Genomic DNA, 15,506 nt, shown 5'->3' with positions numbered 1-15,506 from the left:
CCCCCGCGGCTTCGCCGGCGCCGGCTCCGTCGGCACCGGCCGCTACCGTGAGCCGCGAAGGGCTGGCCGCGCTGCGCAAGGAGCTCAACGGCCTGGTCGGTGCCTGGAGCCACCGGACGGGACAGCCGCACGGGGTGATCCACGCCGAGCTGCGGCAGGCGTGCGGCGGCCCGGCGATCCCGCAGGCGTCCGCGGAGCAGATCCGCGACCGGATCGCGATGATCAGGAAATGGGCCCTGTCCCGGCGCTGATCCTGGCGCTGCTCAGACGGCACTGGTTCAAAGTGAGAACACGGGCAGGCGGACCTCGGCGTACGGATGCATTAACCCGCTATCGCGGGTGCTCAACTCGAAGGAGTGAAGTGATGAGCGCTGACGCATCCGCCGCCCGCACGCTGCGCGAGGAACCCCCAGCCGTGCCTGCCGCCACGCCGGGACCGCTGACCGGTGACCCGGCGGCGCTCGGCCTGCCGTGCTTCGTCGCGGGCTCGGTTTCGCTCGGGCTGGCCCTGGTGGGAGTGGTCCCGGCAACCGCGATCGGGGCGGCGCTGCCGATCATCCTCACGGCCACGTCGATCGGCCTGTTCCTGGCGACGATCTGGAGCGCGTCGCTGGGGCAGACGGCCGTAGCGAGCGTGTTCGGCATCTTCGGCGGGTTCTGGCTCAGCTACGCCGTGCTCGTCATCGGTCTCACCCATAACTGGTTCGGCGTCGCGCCGGCCTCGGCGCAGGCCGCACAGGAACTGTTCCTGGTCGCCTGGCTCGTGGTGATGGTGATGCTCACGCTAGCGATGCTGCGGCTGCCGCTGGCCTTCACGGCGGTGTTCTTCCTGGTGGACATCGCGCTGCTGCTGGTGTTCCTCGGGGTGAACCAGACATCCACCGGGCTGCTGAAGGCCGCCGGGTACGTGGTCCTGGTGTTCGCCGCCATCGGCGTGTACCTGTACTTCAACACCGCGACCATCGCGACCGGTGGCCGGCCGGTCCCGCTCGGCAGGCCGGTCCTGCACGACTGAGCCGTCAGCGGGTCGCGGGAGACTATGGCACGGAAATCGTGTCACTGTGAAACTGTGAAGAACCTCACGGTCTCTGTTCCCGATGACGTATACCGCAATGCGCGGGTCGCTGCCGCGCAGCGTGACACCTCGGTTAGCGCGCTAGTCGTCGCCTACCTTGAGCAGCTATCCGGCCGGATGGACGAGTTCGCCAGGCTCGAGACGCTGCAGCGCGAGGTCCAGTCCGGGATCGGCGTGTTCCGCGCCGCTGACCGGCTGGACCGCGACGAGGTGCATGATCGTGCGGTTCGTTGACACGAACGTCCTGCTCTACGCGATATCCCGCGACCCGTCAGAGCAGGACAAGGCCAAGCGCGCCAACGACCTCCTGGGTGAGCGCGACCTGGCACTGTCGGTGCAGGTACTCCAGGAGTTCTACGTTCAGGCGACCCGGGCCAGCCGCCGGGACGCCATCAGTCACCAGCAGGCAGTCCTGCTCATCGAGTCGTTCCGGCGCTTCCCCGTCCAGGACCTCACCAGCGGGATCATGCTGGCGGCCCTGGACGCCCGCCAGCGCTTCCAGCTCTCCTACTGGGACGCCGCCATTATCGAGGCATCTCGCGCGGCGGGCTGCACCCAGGTTTTGTCCGAAGACCTCGACGACGGCCAGGACTACGGCGGGGTCCGCGTTACCAACCCGTTCCGCTGAGGCAAGCGGACTACCTGTCACGGCGAGCCAGGCTGCCCCGGCTCTGCCGGGCTAGCTGCCGAGCTAGCTGCCGCGTTGGGAGCGATGCAGAGGAACGTCCGGGGGCCGAGGTCGCGGCAGTGGGTGGCGATCCACCGCATGCGCGGGTCTTTGGTGGACAGGGCCAGCACCAGGTGGAACTGGTGGCTGGCGATGTCGGTCTTAAGCTGGGCGAGGGTGGGCGACGGGATAGTTCCGGTGAATCCGCCGATGGGGAGCGCTTCGAGGCCGCTGGTGTAGATGAAGACCGCCGCGATGTAGGAGCTCTGCGCGGCCAGCAGGTCGGGAGCGTTGGCCTGCACGGCTTGCAGGCGCGGGATGGTTTGCTGGATTTTCGCTAGCTTGGCCGGCGCCGAGGCGATCACGGCGGCCAGCCGCGTGGGCTCGAATGGCGCGTCGAAGGCGCTCTCGTGGTGTGCTGTCAGGCCGGCGGACGCCACGGCGGGCGCCACGAGGGCGGCGACCAGCGCGGACGCGAGGGCCACGGTGGCCAGCACGGCACGCTCGATGAGCGTCGAGCCGATGATGGCCACGATCGCGACGGCGCCGACCGCGATGATGGCCGGGACCAGCCAGCCGGGGACATGGGCGCCGTCAGCCGGGACGAGCCACACCGCGTACGCGGTGGTGCCCGCCGAGACGATCGCGAGGCCGACGCGGCGGGCCGCGTTCCCGCCAGGGCGGCGGTTCTCGCCGGGAAGGCGGGGAGCGAGGACCGATACGGCAGCCGCCGCCAGGAGCGCGGCGATCGCCGGGGTGAGAGCGGCCGTGTAGTACGTCTGGACGAAGGTCGCCAGCGAGAACGTCACGGCCAGTATCAGCAGCCACGCTCCCCACAGCACGAAACAGGCGCGCAGGCGGTCCCCTCGCGGCCGTCGCCAGCGGCTGGCAATCCCCCAGATGACGGCGGCGAACGCCGCGGGCAGCAGCCAGCCGGTGTCCCTGCCAAGGTTTCCTGTGAATAGCCGATTGGCGCCCGATGGCGCGATGGGGATGATCTGGTCGGGCGCGAGCTGGGAGGCGAGCAGCTGCAACGGGGTCTGATCGCCGAACCGGCCGAAGCCGTTGTAGACGAAGACCTGCGAGTAGACGGAGTTGTCGCTGCTGCCGTCGGCGTACGGGCGATTCGCCGCCGGGACGAGGGTGACCGCCGTCATCCACGCCAGCGACACGATCCCGGCGAGGATGCCCGCGACCGCGACCTGGCGGACGCGCCTGCCCAGCGGTCCGGGACCGTCGAGCAGGTACGCCAGGCCAAGGGCTGGCAGCAGCAGCCACGCCTCGATCATCTTGGCCTGGAAGGCGAGCCCGACCCAGAACGCGGCCAGGATGAGCAAGGCCTGCGCGCGCCTGGCGTGCTCTTCCCTGGTCGCGATGGCGGCCGATACCGCGTCGGCGGCCAGCACGAGCAGCAGGATCATCAGCGAATCGGAGATGTTCCCCCGGTTCAGCGCCACCGTCGCCGGGCTGGCCGCGGCGATCAGCGCGGCGATCAGCCCAGCGGCCGGCCCCGCCAGCCGGGACACCGCCCGGTAGAGCACGAGCACCGTGAGCACCCCTTCCACCACCTGGGGAAGGATGATCACCCAGGTGTGAAAGCCCAGGGCACGCACCGCCAGAGCCTGGATCCAGAAGGCTCCCGGCAGCTTGTCCAGGGTTATCGTCCCCGCCGGGTCGAAGGCGCCGAAGATGAAGTCGTGCCAGCTGACAGACATGCTCCGGACGGCGGCCGCGTAATAGAACTCGATCGTGTCCTGGCTGCTGGCCCAGCCGTAGGACAGCCCTGCCAGCGCGGCGATGAGAACGAGCGCGGCGCGGCGCGGCCACGGTGCCGGCCAGTCTCGAGCCGGTTGCGCGGGCTCCGGCTCTTCCGCGGCCTGGAGTGCCGGTTCTTCCGCGGATGGTGCCTGCTGGTCGCGCCCGCCCTGCGGGTCACTGGAGGAGTACGGCTGGTCGGACATGACAGCCTTCCTGACGGCATGGATTCCGCGGCATCAGGCTACTGACTATGTCCCTAACGACCGGTTTACTCCGCTGATCCCGCCACGCGGGATGCCGGCGGCGCTTAGTCGAACCAGTAGTCGAGGTGCACGTCGGCGTTCTCGCCGAGGTTGGCGCGGAATCCGCCCTCGCCGCGCAGGCCGGCCAGCTCGCCGGTGCCTGAGCCGGGCACCACGAACCAGTCGCCCGCCACAACGCTCCCGGTCACGGTGCCCGAGTCCTGCAGGAGAAAGCTTCCGGTGCGGCCCGCTACGGCACCCGTGACCCGCTCGATTCCGACGAAGCTCGCCGAACCGTCGGCTCGTGCCGCTTGCAGGAACTCGACCACGCCAGCGCCCTCGATGTCCCCGGTGAACGCTTCCTCCACGTGGATGCGCGTGAGGGACGGCCCGTCGGCCGGTGTTTCGTAGGAGGCGGGCTGGTACGTATGCACCGTGATGACGGCTTCCGCCCGCGTCTTGCTGACGTCCGAAATGCTCATGTCTGCCCCTGGATGAGCCCCGATCGAGCGCGCGGACTGGCGTGGCCTCACGCGCCTGTCACAGGCAAGTCTTCAGGACTCGCCGCGGATCGGCAACCACGCCGGTATTACCTGAGGTTACGTTCAGTCAAACCGGGTCTTAAGCGGGAGTGACGGCGACGCCGGCGTCCTGCAGGGTGGCGATGGCTTCGGCCGTGGTGCCGGGATCGACACCCGCGGTCAGCCCGAGCAGGACCTTCGTGCGGAAGCCGGCCTTCGCCGCGTCGGCCGCGGTCGCACGGACGCAGTAGTCGGTGGCGAGCCCGGCGACGTCGACCTCGTCGATGTCGCGGGCGCGCAGCCAGTCAGCGAGCGGCGTGCCCTGGTCGTCGGCGCCTTCGAAGCCGCTGTAAGCGGCGGCGTGCTGACCCTTGCGGAACACCGCCTCGATCGGCCTGGTGTCCAGGTCCGGATGCAGTTCCGCGCCGTGCGACCCGGCGACGCAGTGCGGCGGCCAGGACTGGGCGTAGTCCGGTTCGGCGGCGAAATGGCTGCCGGGATCGATGTGGTAGTCCTCGGTGGCGACCACGTGATCGTAGCCGTGGCCGGACGACGCGAGCAGCGAGCTGATTCCGCGAGCCACCGCGGAGCCGCCGGCGACCGCCAGGGAGCCGCCTTCGCAGAAATCGTTCTGCACGTCGACGATGATGAGCGCGCGCACGCTTTAACCGTATCGTGCGAACGAGCTGACGCGGACCTACAGGTTGAAGGGCCAGAGTCCACCGCGGCCGGGTCTGGCAGGACCTCAGCCGCGACGCTCAGCATGATCACGAAAGAAAAATCTCCTATGCACAAACTTTTCTTTCGTGATCATGAAATCAGCGGGCTCAGGCCGGCTGCCGCGCCCTCCCGGGCGGGGCGTCCCGGAGGGCCAGGCAAGGATTTCAGCACTGCAACCCTTGAAGGCGGGAACGTCACAGCAAGAGTGGACACGGAGCAGGCGGCTTCAAGATCGACCCACGATCATGGCGGCAGCCCCTTTCCGTACCTCGCTAGTTATCGGAGAGGACGATGCACGGACCTTTGCCGTTAAGGCCCCCTAAGGGCCCACGTCGGCGGCGGTGCCGCCGGTGATCCGGATCAGCTCGTCGAAAGACGTCGGGAACACCGTGTGCGGATGCCCGGCCGCCGCCCACACGACGTCGTACTTCGACAGCCAGGTGTCCACCAGCGTCCGGATCGGCGCGGGATGCGCCACCGGCCCGACTCCGCCGATCGCCTGGCCGGTCCACTCGCGCACCGAGCGCGCGTCGGCCCGCGCCACGGCGGCTGAACCGGTCAGGGATGCCACCCGCGACGTGTCCACCCGGTGCGCCCCGCTGGTCATCACCAGCAGCGGGGCGCCGTCGGCGTCGAACACCAGGCTGTTGGCGATCGCGCCGACCTCGCAGCCGAGCTGTTGCGCCGCGGCGGCCGCGGTGGGCGCCGGTTCGGGGAGTTCCCGGACCTCGCCGGCGACACCCAGCGACTTGAGCACGTCAGCGAACTTAGAGAAATCGACTGCCATGCCGGCCACGCTACCGATACCGCGGGGCCGGCCGCGAACGCATTTCGCCCGCCAGGTGAGGCCCAGACCCGGTCAGTCCTCCTCGCCGTCGCGGTCGAAGATCGTCGGGATGGCCGGGTAGCCGCGGGAGAGCTGCAGCGCGTAGCCGGGCAGTTCGCCGAGCACCGCCTGATGCCGGTCACGCGCGGCCGCCAGCGGCTCGCGCCCCACGATCTTGCCGTCCCTGATGAGCTCGCGGAGCAGCACCCGGTCCGACGCGCCCGGGTCGGGCGGCGCCAGGGTGATCCGCTCGGTCACGGCCTCGCCCGCCGGGCCGCGGTGCCGGACGGCCCACTTGCGGCCGCCGCGCCCCGGCTTGCCCACCGACCGCTTCGCGACCGGCCGCAGGACGTCCATTGGTCCCGCCGTCGCGGAATCCTCCAGCGGGGTGTCCGACCTGGCCACCAGCTTGTACACGAGCGCCGCGGTCGGCGCGCCCGACCCGGTGACCAGCGAGGTGCCCACCCCGTACCCGTCCACCGGCGCCACCGCCAGGCCGGCGATCGAGTACTCGTCTAGGTCCCCCGTCAGGATGATCCTGGTGGACGTGGCGCCGAGGGAGTCGAGCAGCGAACGCACGGACACCGCCAGCGCGGGCAGGTCGCCGCTGTCGATCCGCACCGCGCCGAGCGACGTGCCCGCCACGTCCACGGCGGTACGCACCGCCCGAGCCACGTCGTAGGTGTCCACCAGCAGTGTCGTGGATGGACCCAGCGAGGCGAGCTGGGACTCGAACGCGAGCCGCTCGCTGTCGTGCACGAGGGTGAAGGCGTGCGCCGAGGTCCCGCTCGACGGGACGCCGTAGCAGAACCGGGCCCCCAAGTTCGACGTGGAGGCGAACCCGGCGATGTACGCGGCCCTGGCGGCCGCCACCGCGGCGCGCTCGTGCGTGCGCCGGGAGCCCATCTCGATCAGCGGCCGCCCGCCTGGGCCGCCCGCCGCGGTCACCATCCGGGAGGCGGCGGAGGCGATGGCGCTGTCGTGGTTCATGATCGACAGCACCAGGGTCTCCAGGAGGACCGCCTCGGCGAACGTGCCTTCGACCACGATGATGGGCGATCCGGGAAAGTACACGTCCCCTTCCGCGTATCCCCAGATGTTTCCGCCGAAACGATACGATGACAGGTAACGGAGCGTGGTCTCGTCCACGATCCCGCTGTCCCGCAGGAAGGCCAGTTCCTGCGGCCCGAAGCGGAACCGCTCGACTGCGTCGAGCAGCCGCCCGGTGCCCGCGACGACTCCGTACCTGCGGCCGTGCGGCAACTGGCGGGCGAATACCTCGAACACCGCCCGGCGGTGGGCCGCGCCGCTGTGCAGTGCGGCTTGGAGCATGGTGAGTTCATAGTGGTCAGTCAGCAGGGCGGTCCCTGTGAGGCCGTCAGCCGAAGAACCATCGGATTCACTGTTCGCCGGTGTGGTCACAGATGGAAGACTACGTACAAGGAGGTGTGTACGAGTGAGCGTGGCGCCCGCTGAGCTAGATCGGCCGTTGTCAGCGGATGAGACGGTGCCGGACAAGCCGTGGATGACCATCGTCTGGAACGATCCGGTGAACCTGATGTCTTACGTGACTTACGTGTTCGAGCACGTCTTCGGGTATCCCCGGCCGAAAGCGGAGAAGCTGATGCTCGACGTGCACCACAAGGGCAAGGCCGTGGTCGCCGTCGGCACGCGGGAGTCCATGGAGCACAACGTCGAGGTGCTGCACGGTTACGGCCTATGGGCCACGGTCCGCCAGGACCACTAGTCGCAAGTCCACCCACCACCCGAAGACTGAGAAGATGCAGATGTTCCGCCGCACCAGGGATGGCGGCGTCAGCGTCTGGCTGCCGCCAGGCGAGGCGACGCTGCTGCGCACGCTCGTGATCCCGGTGCTTGACCTGCTCGGCGAAACCGGCAGGCCCGGCGAAGCCGGCAGGCCGGGAGCGCCAGGAGGCACCGCCGACGACCTGGACAGGCTGCTGGCAGAGGCCGTCGAAGCGGCCGAAGCCGCGGAAGCGCCGTCCATCCCTGACGACCCGGTGCTCGCCCGGCTGCTGCCCGACGCCTACCAGGAAGATCCCGAGGCGGCGGGCGAGTTCCGCAAGTACACGGAGTCGTCGCTGCGCGAGGCCAAGAAGTACTTCGCACAGACCCTGCTCGACACGCTGCCGCCCTCCGGCGGCCGGGTCAGGCTCACGGGCGACCAGGCCAGGGACTGGATGCGGGCGCTGAACGACGTGCGGCTGATGTTCGGGGTACGGCTCGAGGTGACCGAGGACTTCGAGGAACAGCTCGCCGCGCTCGCCCCCGACGACCCGAAGGTCGCCGCGTTCGAGGTCTACGGCTGGCTGGGCGCCGTGCAGGAGTCGCTGGTCCGCGCGCTGGACAGGTAGAGCCGACCGGGTAATCTCACCGATCATGCTGACGATCTCCCGTGACCTTCAGGCGAAGATCATTGACCACGCCCGCAGGGACCACCCGGACGAGGCATGCGGCGTGATCGCCGGCCCGGTGGGCAGCGACCGGCCGGCCCGGTTCATCCCCATGCAGAACGCAGAACGTTCCCCCACCTTCTACCGCTTCGACTCCCTCGAGCAGCTCAAGGTGTGGCGCGAAATGGACGACAGGGACGAGGAGCCGGTGGTGATCTACCATTCCCACACGGCCACTCAGGCGTACCCGTCGCGCACGGACATCTCATACGCCAGCGAGCCGCAGGCTCATTACGTCCTAGTATCTACACGGGATGAGTCGGAAACTGAGTTCAGGTCCTACCGGATTGTCGACGGTCAGGTCACCGAGGAACCGGTCACGTTCACGGAATGATCCGACCCGCAACCGGGTTCCAACCAAGACGTTAGAAGTTCACTGAGGAGCGTTGTTCATGGCCATTGAGGTTCGCATTCCGACGATTCTGCGCAGCTATACAGGCGGCGCCAAGGCGGTGGAGGGGTCCGGGACCACCCTGGACGAACTGCTTGCCAACCTGGACGCCGAGCACGGCGGCCTGCGCGAGCGACTGGTCGACGGCGAGAACCTCCGCCGGTTCGTCAACGTCTACCTGAACGACGAGGATGTCCGCTTCCTCGGCGGCCTGAAGACCCCAGTTTCCGACGGTGACACGGTCACTGTCCTGCCGGCTGTCGCTGGCGGGGCTTGATAAGAAACATTTTCTCCCGAACGGGCCCGTTTCGATGCGCTACGACTCACTGCTCGCCTCCCTCGGGAACACCCCGCTGGTGGGCCTGCCCAGGATGTCCCCGTCGGACGAGGTGCGGTTGTGGGCCAAGCTCGAGGACCGCAACCCGACAGGATCGGTGAAGGACCGCGCCGCGTTCTTCATGGTCGAGCAGGCGGAGAAGGACGGCCTGCTCCGGCCCGGCTCGACGATCCTGGAGCCGACCTCGGGGAACACCGGCATCTCGCTGGCGATGATCGCGAAGCTCCGCGGCTACCAGCTGATCGTCGTGATGCCGGAGAACACCAGCGAGGAGCGCCGTCAGATCCTGCGGATGTACGGGGCTGAGATCTTCACCTCGCCCGCCGCCGGGGGATCGAATGAGGCCGTCCGGGTGGCGAAGCGGCTTGCCGCCGATCACCCGGACTGGGTCATGCTCTACCAGTACGGCAATGAGGCGAACGCCCGCGCGCACTACGAGACCACGGGCCCGGAGATCCTCGCCGACCTGCCGAGCGTGACGCATTTCGTGGCGGGCCTCGGCACGACAGGCACGCTGATGGGAACGGGCAGGTTCCTGCGGGAGCACGTCCCCGACGTCAAGATCGTCGCCGCCGAGCCCAGGTACGGCGAGCTGGTCTACGGCCTGCGGAATGTGGACGAGGGCTTCGTCCCCGAGTTGTACGACGAGTCGGTGCTGACCACGAGGTTCTCGGTGTCGTCGGAGGACGCGCTGCAGCGGACCCGCGAACTGCTGAGCAAGGAAGGCATCTTCGCCGGGATCTCAGCGGGCTGCGCCCTGCACGCGGCGCTGGCGATGGCGGCGCAGTCGTGCAAGGCGAACGAACGCGCCGACATTGTGGTGCTCGTCGCCGATGGCGGCTGGAAGTACCTGTCCACCGGCGCCTACGGCGGCACGCTCGACGAGGCCGAGGAGCGCCTTGAGGGACAGCTCTGGGCTTAAATCGCTTCGCGATATAACGTGCACTGTGCACCTGCACGTGCATCACATACGATGTGCATGTGCACCACATGAGCCTTACGGTGGTGGGTTGCGCGGGGAGTTTTCCCGGGCCGGACAGTGCCGCCTCCTGTTACCTGCTTGAGGCGGACGGTTTCCGGCTCGTCGTCGAGTTCGGCAACGGGGCCCTCGGCCCGCTGCAGAAGCACGCCGCGCTCTTCGGCGTGGACGCCGTCTGCCTGAGTCATCTGCACGCCGACCACTGCGTTGACCTGTACTCGTACGCGATCGCACGGACGTACTCGCCAGCCGGCCCGCAGCCGGTGATCCCGGTCTACGGGCCGGCGCGTACCCGGGAGCGGATCGGGCTGATCCACGGCCCTGACGGGGATGCCGACGGGCTGATGAAGCGATTCTCGTTCGAGACGCTGGCTGCGAGGTCGTTCTCGATCGGGCCGTTCGACGTGACCACCGTCCCCATGAATCATCCGGTGGAGACGTTCGGCTTCCGGTTTACCTACGGCGGCCGGACGATCGCCTACTCCGGGGACACCGGGGAGACCGAGGCGGTGGCGCGGCTGGCCCGCGACTGCGATGTCTTCTTGTGCGAAGCGGCCTTCCTCGAAAAGCCTGACCTGCCGCCGGACATTCACCTGACCGCGCGCCAGGCGGCCGGGTACGCGGCGCGGGCCGGTGTCGGCGAGCTTGTGCTCACGCACCTGCAGCCGTGGAACGGCGCGGACGACGCGCTCGCCGAGGCGGCGGCCGTCTTCGACGGCAAGCTCGCGATGGCCGTCCCGGGTCAGGTGCTGAACCTGGCGCGATAGGCTGCCGGCATGTCTCGACCAGATGGACGGACCGCGGACGAACTGCGTCCGGTGCGGTTGACCAGAGGATGGCTGGACCACGCCGAGGGGTCGGTGCTCGTAGAGTTCGGCGCGACACGGGTGCTGTGCGCGGCGAGCGCCACCGAGGAGGTGCCGCGCTGGCGGCGGGGCAGCGGGCAAGGCTGGGTGACCGCCGAGTACGCGATGCTGCCCCGGGCGACCAACACGCGCGGCGACCGGGAGTCGGTCAAGGGGCGGCTGGGCGGCCGCACTCAGGAGATCTCCCGGCTCGTCGGCAGGTCGCTGCGAGCCTGCGTGGACTACAAGGCGCTCGGCGAGAACACGATCATCATCGACTGCGACGTGCTGCAGGCCGACGGCGGCACCAGGACCGCCGCAGTGACCGGCGGCTACGTGGCGCTCGTCGACGCGATCGCCTGGCTGCAGAAACGCGGGCGGTGCAAGGGCTCCCCGCTGGTCGCCTCGGTGTCCGCGGTGAGCGTCGGGATCGTGGACGGCGAGCCGAGGCTCGACCTGTGCTACGAGGAAGACTCCGCCGCCGAGACCGACATGAACGTGGTCTGCACGGGCACCGGTGACTTCGTGGAGATCCAGGGCACGGCGGAGCGCGAGCCGTTCGGCCGGGCGATGCTGGGCCAGCTGCTCGACCTCGCCACGGCCGGGTGCGCGGAGCTGGGCCGCCTGCAGGCAGAGGCGCTGGGTGGCTGACCCTGCAGATCCGCGCCTCGTGCTCGCGACGCGCAATGAGCACAAGGTCGCCGAGCTCTCCCGCATCCTCGCCGCGGCGGGCTTCGCCGACAGGCTGACCGGCCTCGACGCCTTCCCCGGCGCCCCGGACGTCCCGGAAACCGGCCTGACGTTCGCCGACAACGCCCTGCTGAAGGCCCACGCGATCGCCGCCTATACCGGCCTGCCCGCGGTCGCCGACGACTCCGGCCTCTGCGTGGACGCGCTGCACGGCATGCCAGGGGTGTTCTCGGCCCGCTGGGCGGGCAAGCACGGCGACGACCGCGCCAACCTGGACCTGGTTCTCGGCCAGCTCAGCGACGTCGCGGCGCGCGGCGCCCAGTTCGTCTGCGTGGCCGCCCTGGTCCTGCCGCCGGTCCCGGAGATACCGGATGGCATCCGGCGCGAGTGGACCACGACGGGCGTGCTCGCGGGCGAGCTGACCAGGGCGCCGCGCGGGAGCAACGGCTTCGGCTACGACCCGATTTTCGTCCCGGTCGGCATGTCGGTCACCACCGCGCAGCTCGCCCCGGAGGAAAAGGACGCGATCAGCCACCGCGGCCGCGCCTTCCGCGCCCTAGCGGAGCTCATCCCCGCCCACGTCCACTAGCGCACCACCCTCCCGCCCCGATTACCCCACTCCTCCCACCAGCCGCCGACGCTAATTGGCGGTGTGGCCCACAGGTGCGAACCTATTGGCGGTGTGGGCCACACCGCCACTACTCGTCCGGTGCGATAGCGTGGGCTGTCTGCCCATGACCGCGCGAGCAAGGAGGGCCTCATGACCGGAGTGCGGCTCGAGCCTGGCGACGAGGCACCGGATTTCACCCTGCCCGACGCTGACGGCAACCTGGTGTCGCTGTCCTCGCTGCGCGGTCAGCAGGTGGTCGTCTACTTCTACCCGGCGGCCATGACGCCCGGGTGCACCAAGGAAGCCTGCGATTTCACCGCGAGCCTGCCGGACTTCGGCAAGGCCGGGATGACCGTGCTCGGCATTTCCCCTGACGCCCCGGCGAAGCTGCAGAAGTTCCGCGACAAGGAGCACCTCACGTTCCCGTTGCTGTCCGACCCGGACCGCGCGGTGCACGAGGCCTACGGCGCCTACGGCGAGAAGATGAACTACGGGAAGAAGACGATGGGCGTGATCCGCTCCACGTTTGTCGTCGGCGCGGACGGCAAGATCGAGAACGCGTACTACGGCGTCAAGGCCACCGGCCACGTCGACCGCCTCCGCAAGGAACTCGGCGTCTAGGCGCGGACGGGTATCCTCCGGTCAGGCACGGCCACGCGGGCGTGGCGAAATGGCATACGCGGCAGGTTTAGGTCCTGTTGGTGGCAACACCGTGGGGGTTCAAATCCCCCCGCCCGCACGAAACGACACCGTCAGCCGTCGGCCGGCCTGGGCGCCGTGAACATGCGGTCGAGGGCCGGGGCCTCGTCGGGTTCGGCGAGAACGAGAACGTCGTCGCCGGCCCGCAGGGTCATGTCGGCCGCGGCCGTGACCAGGTTGCCGTCCCTGACGATGAGGCTGACCCAGACGTCCTCGCCGAAGGGCAGTTCGCTGACGGCGCTGCCGTCAGCCGCTGAGCCGGCCACCACGTGATAGCGGTGCAGCCCCTCGGGCTCCTCGCTGAACCGGACGCCCAGCGACCAGGGCTCCGGCTCCACGGTCCGCAGCGGAATGCCCAGCCGGTGCGCCAGCGTAGGCACCAGGCCGCCCTGGACCGTCACCGAGAAGCCGACGATGACGAAGATGACCTGGTAGGCCCTGACCGCGCCGGGAATGCCCGAGCCGGCGATCATCATGCCGAGCAGGATCGGCACCGCGCCCTTGAGGCCGGTCCACAGGAAGAACACTCGTTCCCTGCGGGTCAGCCGGACCGGCAGCGACACCAGCCCGCCGAGCACCGGGCGGATCACGAAGGCGAGCAGGGCCGCGATCGCCAGTCCCGCCGACCACGCGCCCGCGCTGCCGAGCGCCGACAGCCGCATGGTGAGGCCGAGCAGGACGAACGCGACGATCTCCGCCAGGCTGGCCAGCGAGGAGTGGAAGCGCTCGATCTCCCGCTTGTACGGCGCCGGCTCGTCGCCGATAAGGATCCCGGCCACGAAGACCGCCAGGAACCCAGACCCGCGGGCGACCACGGCGAGGCCGAAGATGACCAGCACGCCGGCCAGCACCCGCGGAGAGTACAAGCCCTCGCTGGGCAGCGGGACGCGGCGCATGAACGTCAGCAGCGCGAGGCCGCCGGCCACTCCGATGGCCGTGCCGACAGCCATCTGCAGGACGAACTCGGTGACGATGTGCCAGCCGACCGCGCCGGCGCTGCCGTGCGCCGCGAGCAGCGCCGCGAGCAGGGCGATCCCCACCGGATCGTTGGCGCCCGACTCTCCTTCCAGCAGGACCCCGGTGCGCCCGGCGATCTCCCGGCGCCCGAACACCGAGAACACGACGGCCGGATCGGTGGCGGCCACGGCCGTGCCGAGCAGCAGCGACAGCCGCCACCCCATCCCCGCGACGAAGTGCGCGGCTACCGCGGCACCCGCCGCGGTGACCAGCGTCCCGGCCACGCCGACCCAGACGATCGCGGCCGCCGCGGTGCGGAACCGCCGCCAGCCGATGTGCATCCCGCCGTCGAACAAGATGATCGCGAGCGCCACGGAGACGACCCGCGTGACCGTGGTGAACTGCAGCAGCGTCACCCGCGGCCACAGTTGCGCCGCCACGCTCGCGCAGATGAGGAAGAAGGCGGGAGCCGGGACGCGCAGTCGCGCGCTCAGCCGGTTAGAGAGCACCGCGCCGGTTCCCACGAGGCCGATCACCAGGACGACGAGCCCGAACTCGTCGGTGCCTGTCATTGCCGGCTCATTGCCGGCCGCGGGAAGCGATCACACTTCCTGCACCTTACCGGTCTTTCGTCAGGACGAGGAGAACGCCGCGAAGTCGAAGTCGGACGCGGGCATCAGCATGTCGCCGACGTCGAACCGGTTCGGCAGCAGGCCGAACTGGTGCATGACGTCAGCGACGCGCTGCAGTCGCGCCTGGTCGATGCCGATCGGGTAGGTGTTGAGCGCCATGAGCGCCGCGATGCTCGACGGCACCTGTCCGTCCGGGGCGCCGCCCTTGATGGTCTCGAAGGCCTGCTCCACGGCGCCCCTGTTGGTGTCGGCGATCGCCTGGCCCTGTTCCAGCGCGGCGAGGAACCGCCTCAAGGTGTTCGGGTTGGCCTTCGCCCAGGCCTTGGTGACCACGTACCCCTCGATCGGGAACTCCTGGGTGGCGCCCTGGTTCAGGTCCGCGAGCGTGACGGCGCCGAGCTGCTGCTCGGCGATGCTGGCGAACGGCTCAGGCATGGTGGCGGCGTCGATCTTGCCCGACGACAGTTCCCCGGCCATCGCGGGGAACGGGATTGGCTGCGCGGGGAACTTGACGGAGTCCATGTTGACCCCGTTCTCGGAGAGCACCGACACGTCGAGCAGATAGTCGATGTTTTCCGGCGCGTTCACCCCGAGCACGTGGCCCTTGAGACCCGCGAGCGTCTTGATGTTCGACTTGGGCATGGTGAAGATCACCTGCGAGCCCTGCTGCATGACCGAGCCCTCGGCGATGACCTCAAACGGGTCGTGCTTCTCCGCCACGGCCTGGATGTAGGAGACGTAATTGCCGCCGGTGATGTCGAGCTGGCCCTGTAGCTGGGCGCCGATCACCGTGTCGCTGCTGACCGCGGGCGTGTAGTTGATCGTCAGGCCTTCCTTGGCGAACAGGCCCTCGTGCAGCGCGACGAAGAAGCCCGCCGAGTCCATGGCCGGCACCACGCCGACGTTCAGCGTGGTCTTCTCCGCCGGGCCGATCGACAGGGCGGACATGGTGTTGCTTCCGGCCGCGGCCGAGCCGCCACCGGAAGAGCAGCCAGCCGCCAGCGCGGCGACAGCCGCCGCGGCGCACGCCGCGCGAAACCACGTACCCCCCAAGGAAACCCCTCACCTGAGACCAGTCGTGCC

The 15,506-nt window shown here is 69.3% G+C and carries 19 protein-coding genes, 1 tRNA gene and 1 pseudogene; 14 read left to right on the top strand and 7 right to left on the bottom strand.

Going from position 1 to position 15,506, the window contains the following annotated elements; translation table 11 throughout:
* From WA805_RS16985 to WA805_RS16970, 4 genes and pseudogenes are all read left to right on the top strand, one after another.
* Positions 1–251: pseudogene (locus tag WA805_RS16985) on the top strand (ATP-dependent helicase); the annotation flags it as partial.
* 113 nt (positions 252–364) lie between these two features.
* Complete coding sequence (locus WA805_RS16980; protein WP_422280949.1) at positions 365–1,015, top strand: acetate uptake transporter family protein; 651 nt, start codon at positions 365–367, stop codon at positions 1,013–1,015.
* A 54-nt stretch (positions 1,016–1,069) separates the two neighbouring features.
* Positions 1,070–1,309 carry a DUF6364 family protein gene (locus WA805_RS16975; RefSeq protein ID WP_422280951.1) on the top strand — a complete coding sequence of 80 codons (240 nt, stop codon included), beginning with the start codon at positions 1,070–1,072 and terminating at the stop codon, positions 1,307–1,309.
* Positions 1,296–1,703 carry a PIN domain-containing protein gene (locus WA805_RS16970; protein ID WP_425242820.1) on the top strand — a complete coding sequence of 136 codons (408 nt, stop codon included), beginning with the start codon at positions 1,296–1,298 and terminating at the stop codon, positions 1,701–1,703. Before WA805_RS16975 ends, WA805_RS16970 begins: the two co-directional genes overlap by 14 nt.
* A gap of 17 nt (positions 1,704–1,720) precedes the next feature.
* On the opposite strand, the gene WA805_RS16965 is transcribed toward WA805_RS16970, so the two are convergent.
* The 5 genes from WA805_RS16965 to WA805_RS16945 form a co-directional block, all read right to left on the bottom strand.
* Positions 1,721–3,703, bottom strand: coding sequence for an ArnT family glycosyltransferase (locus tag WA805_RS16965; RefSeq protein WP_425242819.1), 1,983 nt, complete (start codon positions 3,701–3,703; stop codon positions 1,721–1,723).
* A 104-nt stretch (positions 3,704–3,807) separates the two neighbouring features.
* A complete protein-coding gene (locus tag WA805_RS16960; protein ID WP_422280957.1) occupies positions 3,808–4,224 on the bottom strand; it encodes a DUF3224 domain-containing protein in 417 nt (138 codons plus the stop codon).
* A 139-nt stretch (positions 4,225–4,363) separates the two neighbouring features.
* On the bottom strand, positions 4,364–4,924 hold the full coding sequence (locus WA805_RS16955) for a nicotinamidase (RefSeq protein ID WP_422290606.1): 561 nt from the start codon (positions 4,922–4,924) through the stop codon (positions 4,364–4,366).
* 378 nt (positions 4,925–5,302) lie between these two features.
* Positions 5,303–5,770 carry a YbaK/EbsC family protein gene (locus WA805_RS16950; RefSeq protein WP_422290605.1) on the bottom strand — a complete coding sequence of 156 codons (468 nt, stop codon included), beginning with the start codon at positions 5,768–5,770 and terminating at the stop codon, positions 5,303–5,305.
* Between the two features lie 72 nt (positions 5,771–5,842).
* Positions 5,843–7,141: a nicotinate phosphoribosyltransferase gene (locus WA805_RS16945; RefSeq protein WP_425242818.1), complete on the bottom strand. Its 1,299-nt coding sequence runs from the start codon at positions 7,139–7,141 to the stop codon at positions 5,843–5,845.
* A 193-nt stretch (positions 7,142–7,334) separates the two neighbouring features.
* Between WA805_RS16945 and clpS the strand changes: the two genes are divergently transcribed.
* The 10 genes from clpS to WA805_RS16895 all read left to right on the top strand — a co-directional run bounded on the left by clpS (position 7,335) and on the right by WA805_RS16895 (position 12,874).
* Positions 7,335–7,556 (top strand): ATP-dependent Clp protease adapter ClpS, encoded by a 222-nt coding sequence (gene clpS / locus WA805_RS16940; protein WP_422276076.1) that lies wholly within the window; start codon positions 7,335–7,337, stop codon positions 7,554–7,556.
* Between the two features lie 34 nt (positions 7,557–7,590).
* The gene (locus tag WA805_RS16935; RefSeq protein ID WP_422276072.1) at positions 7,591–8,184 is read left to right on the top strand and encodes a DUF2017 domain-containing protein; all 594 of its coding nucleotides are present in this window, start codon (positions 7,591–7,593) and stop codon (positions 8,182–8,184) included.
* Positions 8,185–8,209: 25 nt separating this feature from the next.
* Positions 8,210–8,617 (top strand): Mov34/MPN/PAD-1 family protein, encoded by a 408-nt coding sequence (locus WA805_RS16930; RefSeq protein ID WP_422276070.1) that lies wholly within the window; start codon positions 8,210–8,212, stop codon positions 8,615–8,617.
* A gap of 58 nt (positions 8,618–8,675) precedes the next feature.
* The gene (locus tag WA805_RS16925; protein ID WP_422276068.1) at positions 8,676–8,951 is read left to right on the top strand and encodes a MoaD/ThiS family protein; all 276 of its coding nucleotides are present in this window, start codon (positions 8,676–8,678) and stop codon (positions 8,949–8,951) included.
* 34 nt (positions 8,952–8,985) lie between these two features.
* A complete protein-coding gene (locus tag WA805_RS16920; RefSeq protein ID WP_422276066.1) occupies positions 8,986–9,933 on the top strand; it encodes a PLP-dependent cysteine synthase family protein in 948 nt (315 codons plus the stop codon).
* Positions 9,934–10,001: 68 nt separating this feature from the next.
* Positions 10,002–10,757 (top strand): MBL fold metallo-hydrolase, encoded by a 756-nt coding sequence (locus WA805_RS16915; protein ID WP_422288816.1) that lies wholly within the window; start codon positions 10,002–10,004, stop codon positions 10,755–10,757.
* 9 nt (positions 10,758–10,766) lie between these two features.
* A complete protein-coding gene (rph, locus tag WA805_RS16910; RefSeq protein WP_422276062.1) occupies positions 10,767–11,486 on the top strand; it encodes a ribonuclease PH in 720 nt (239 codons plus the stop codon).
* Complete coding sequence (gene rdgB / locus WA805_RS16905; RefSeq protein WP_424559621.1) at positions 11,479–12,114, top strand: RdgB/HAM1 family non-canonical purine NTP pyrophosphatase; 636 nt, start codon at positions 11,479–11,481, stop codon at positions 12,112–12,114. Before rph ends, rdgB begins: the two co-directional genes overlap by 8 nt.
* Positions 12,115–12,285: 171 nt before the next feature.
* Positions 12,286–12,756 (top strand): thioredoxin-dependent thiol peroxidase, encoded by a 471-nt coding sequence (gene bcp / locus WA805_RS16900; protein ID WP_425238661.1) that lies wholly within the window; start codon positions 12,286–12,288, stop codon positions 12,754–12,756.
* A gap of 35 nt (positions 12,757–12,791) precedes the next feature.
* Positions 12,792–12,874 (top strand) — tRNA-Leu (locus tag WA805_RS16895).
* A 13-nt stretch (positions 12,875–12,887) separates the two neighbouring features.
* On the opposite strand, the gene WA805_RS16890 is transcribed toward WA805_RS16895, so the two are convergent.
* Positions 12,888–14,363, bottom strand: a complete 1,476-nt coding sequence (locus WA805_RS16890; protein WP_422288819.1) for a cation:proton antiporter — start codon at positions 14,361–14,363, stop codon at positions 12,888–12,890.
* A 60-nt stretch (positions 14,364–14,423) separates the two neighbouring features.
* Complete coding sequence (locus WA805_RS16885) at positions 14,424–15,371, bottom strand: ABC transporter substrate-binding protein (protein ID WP_425242817.1); 948 nt, start codon at positions 15,369–15,371, stop codon at positions 14,424–14,426.
* Positions 15,372–15,506 lie beyond the last annotated feature (135 nt).

The organism is Trebonia sp. (genome assembly GCF_049794275.1).
In the GTDB taxonomy this organism is placed as follows: Bacteria; Actinomycetota; Actinomycetes; order Streptosporangiales; family Streptosporangiaceae; genus Trebonia.
Note: the sequence above shows the minus strand (reverse complement) of the source record. Positions and strands in the feature narration are given on the sequence as shown.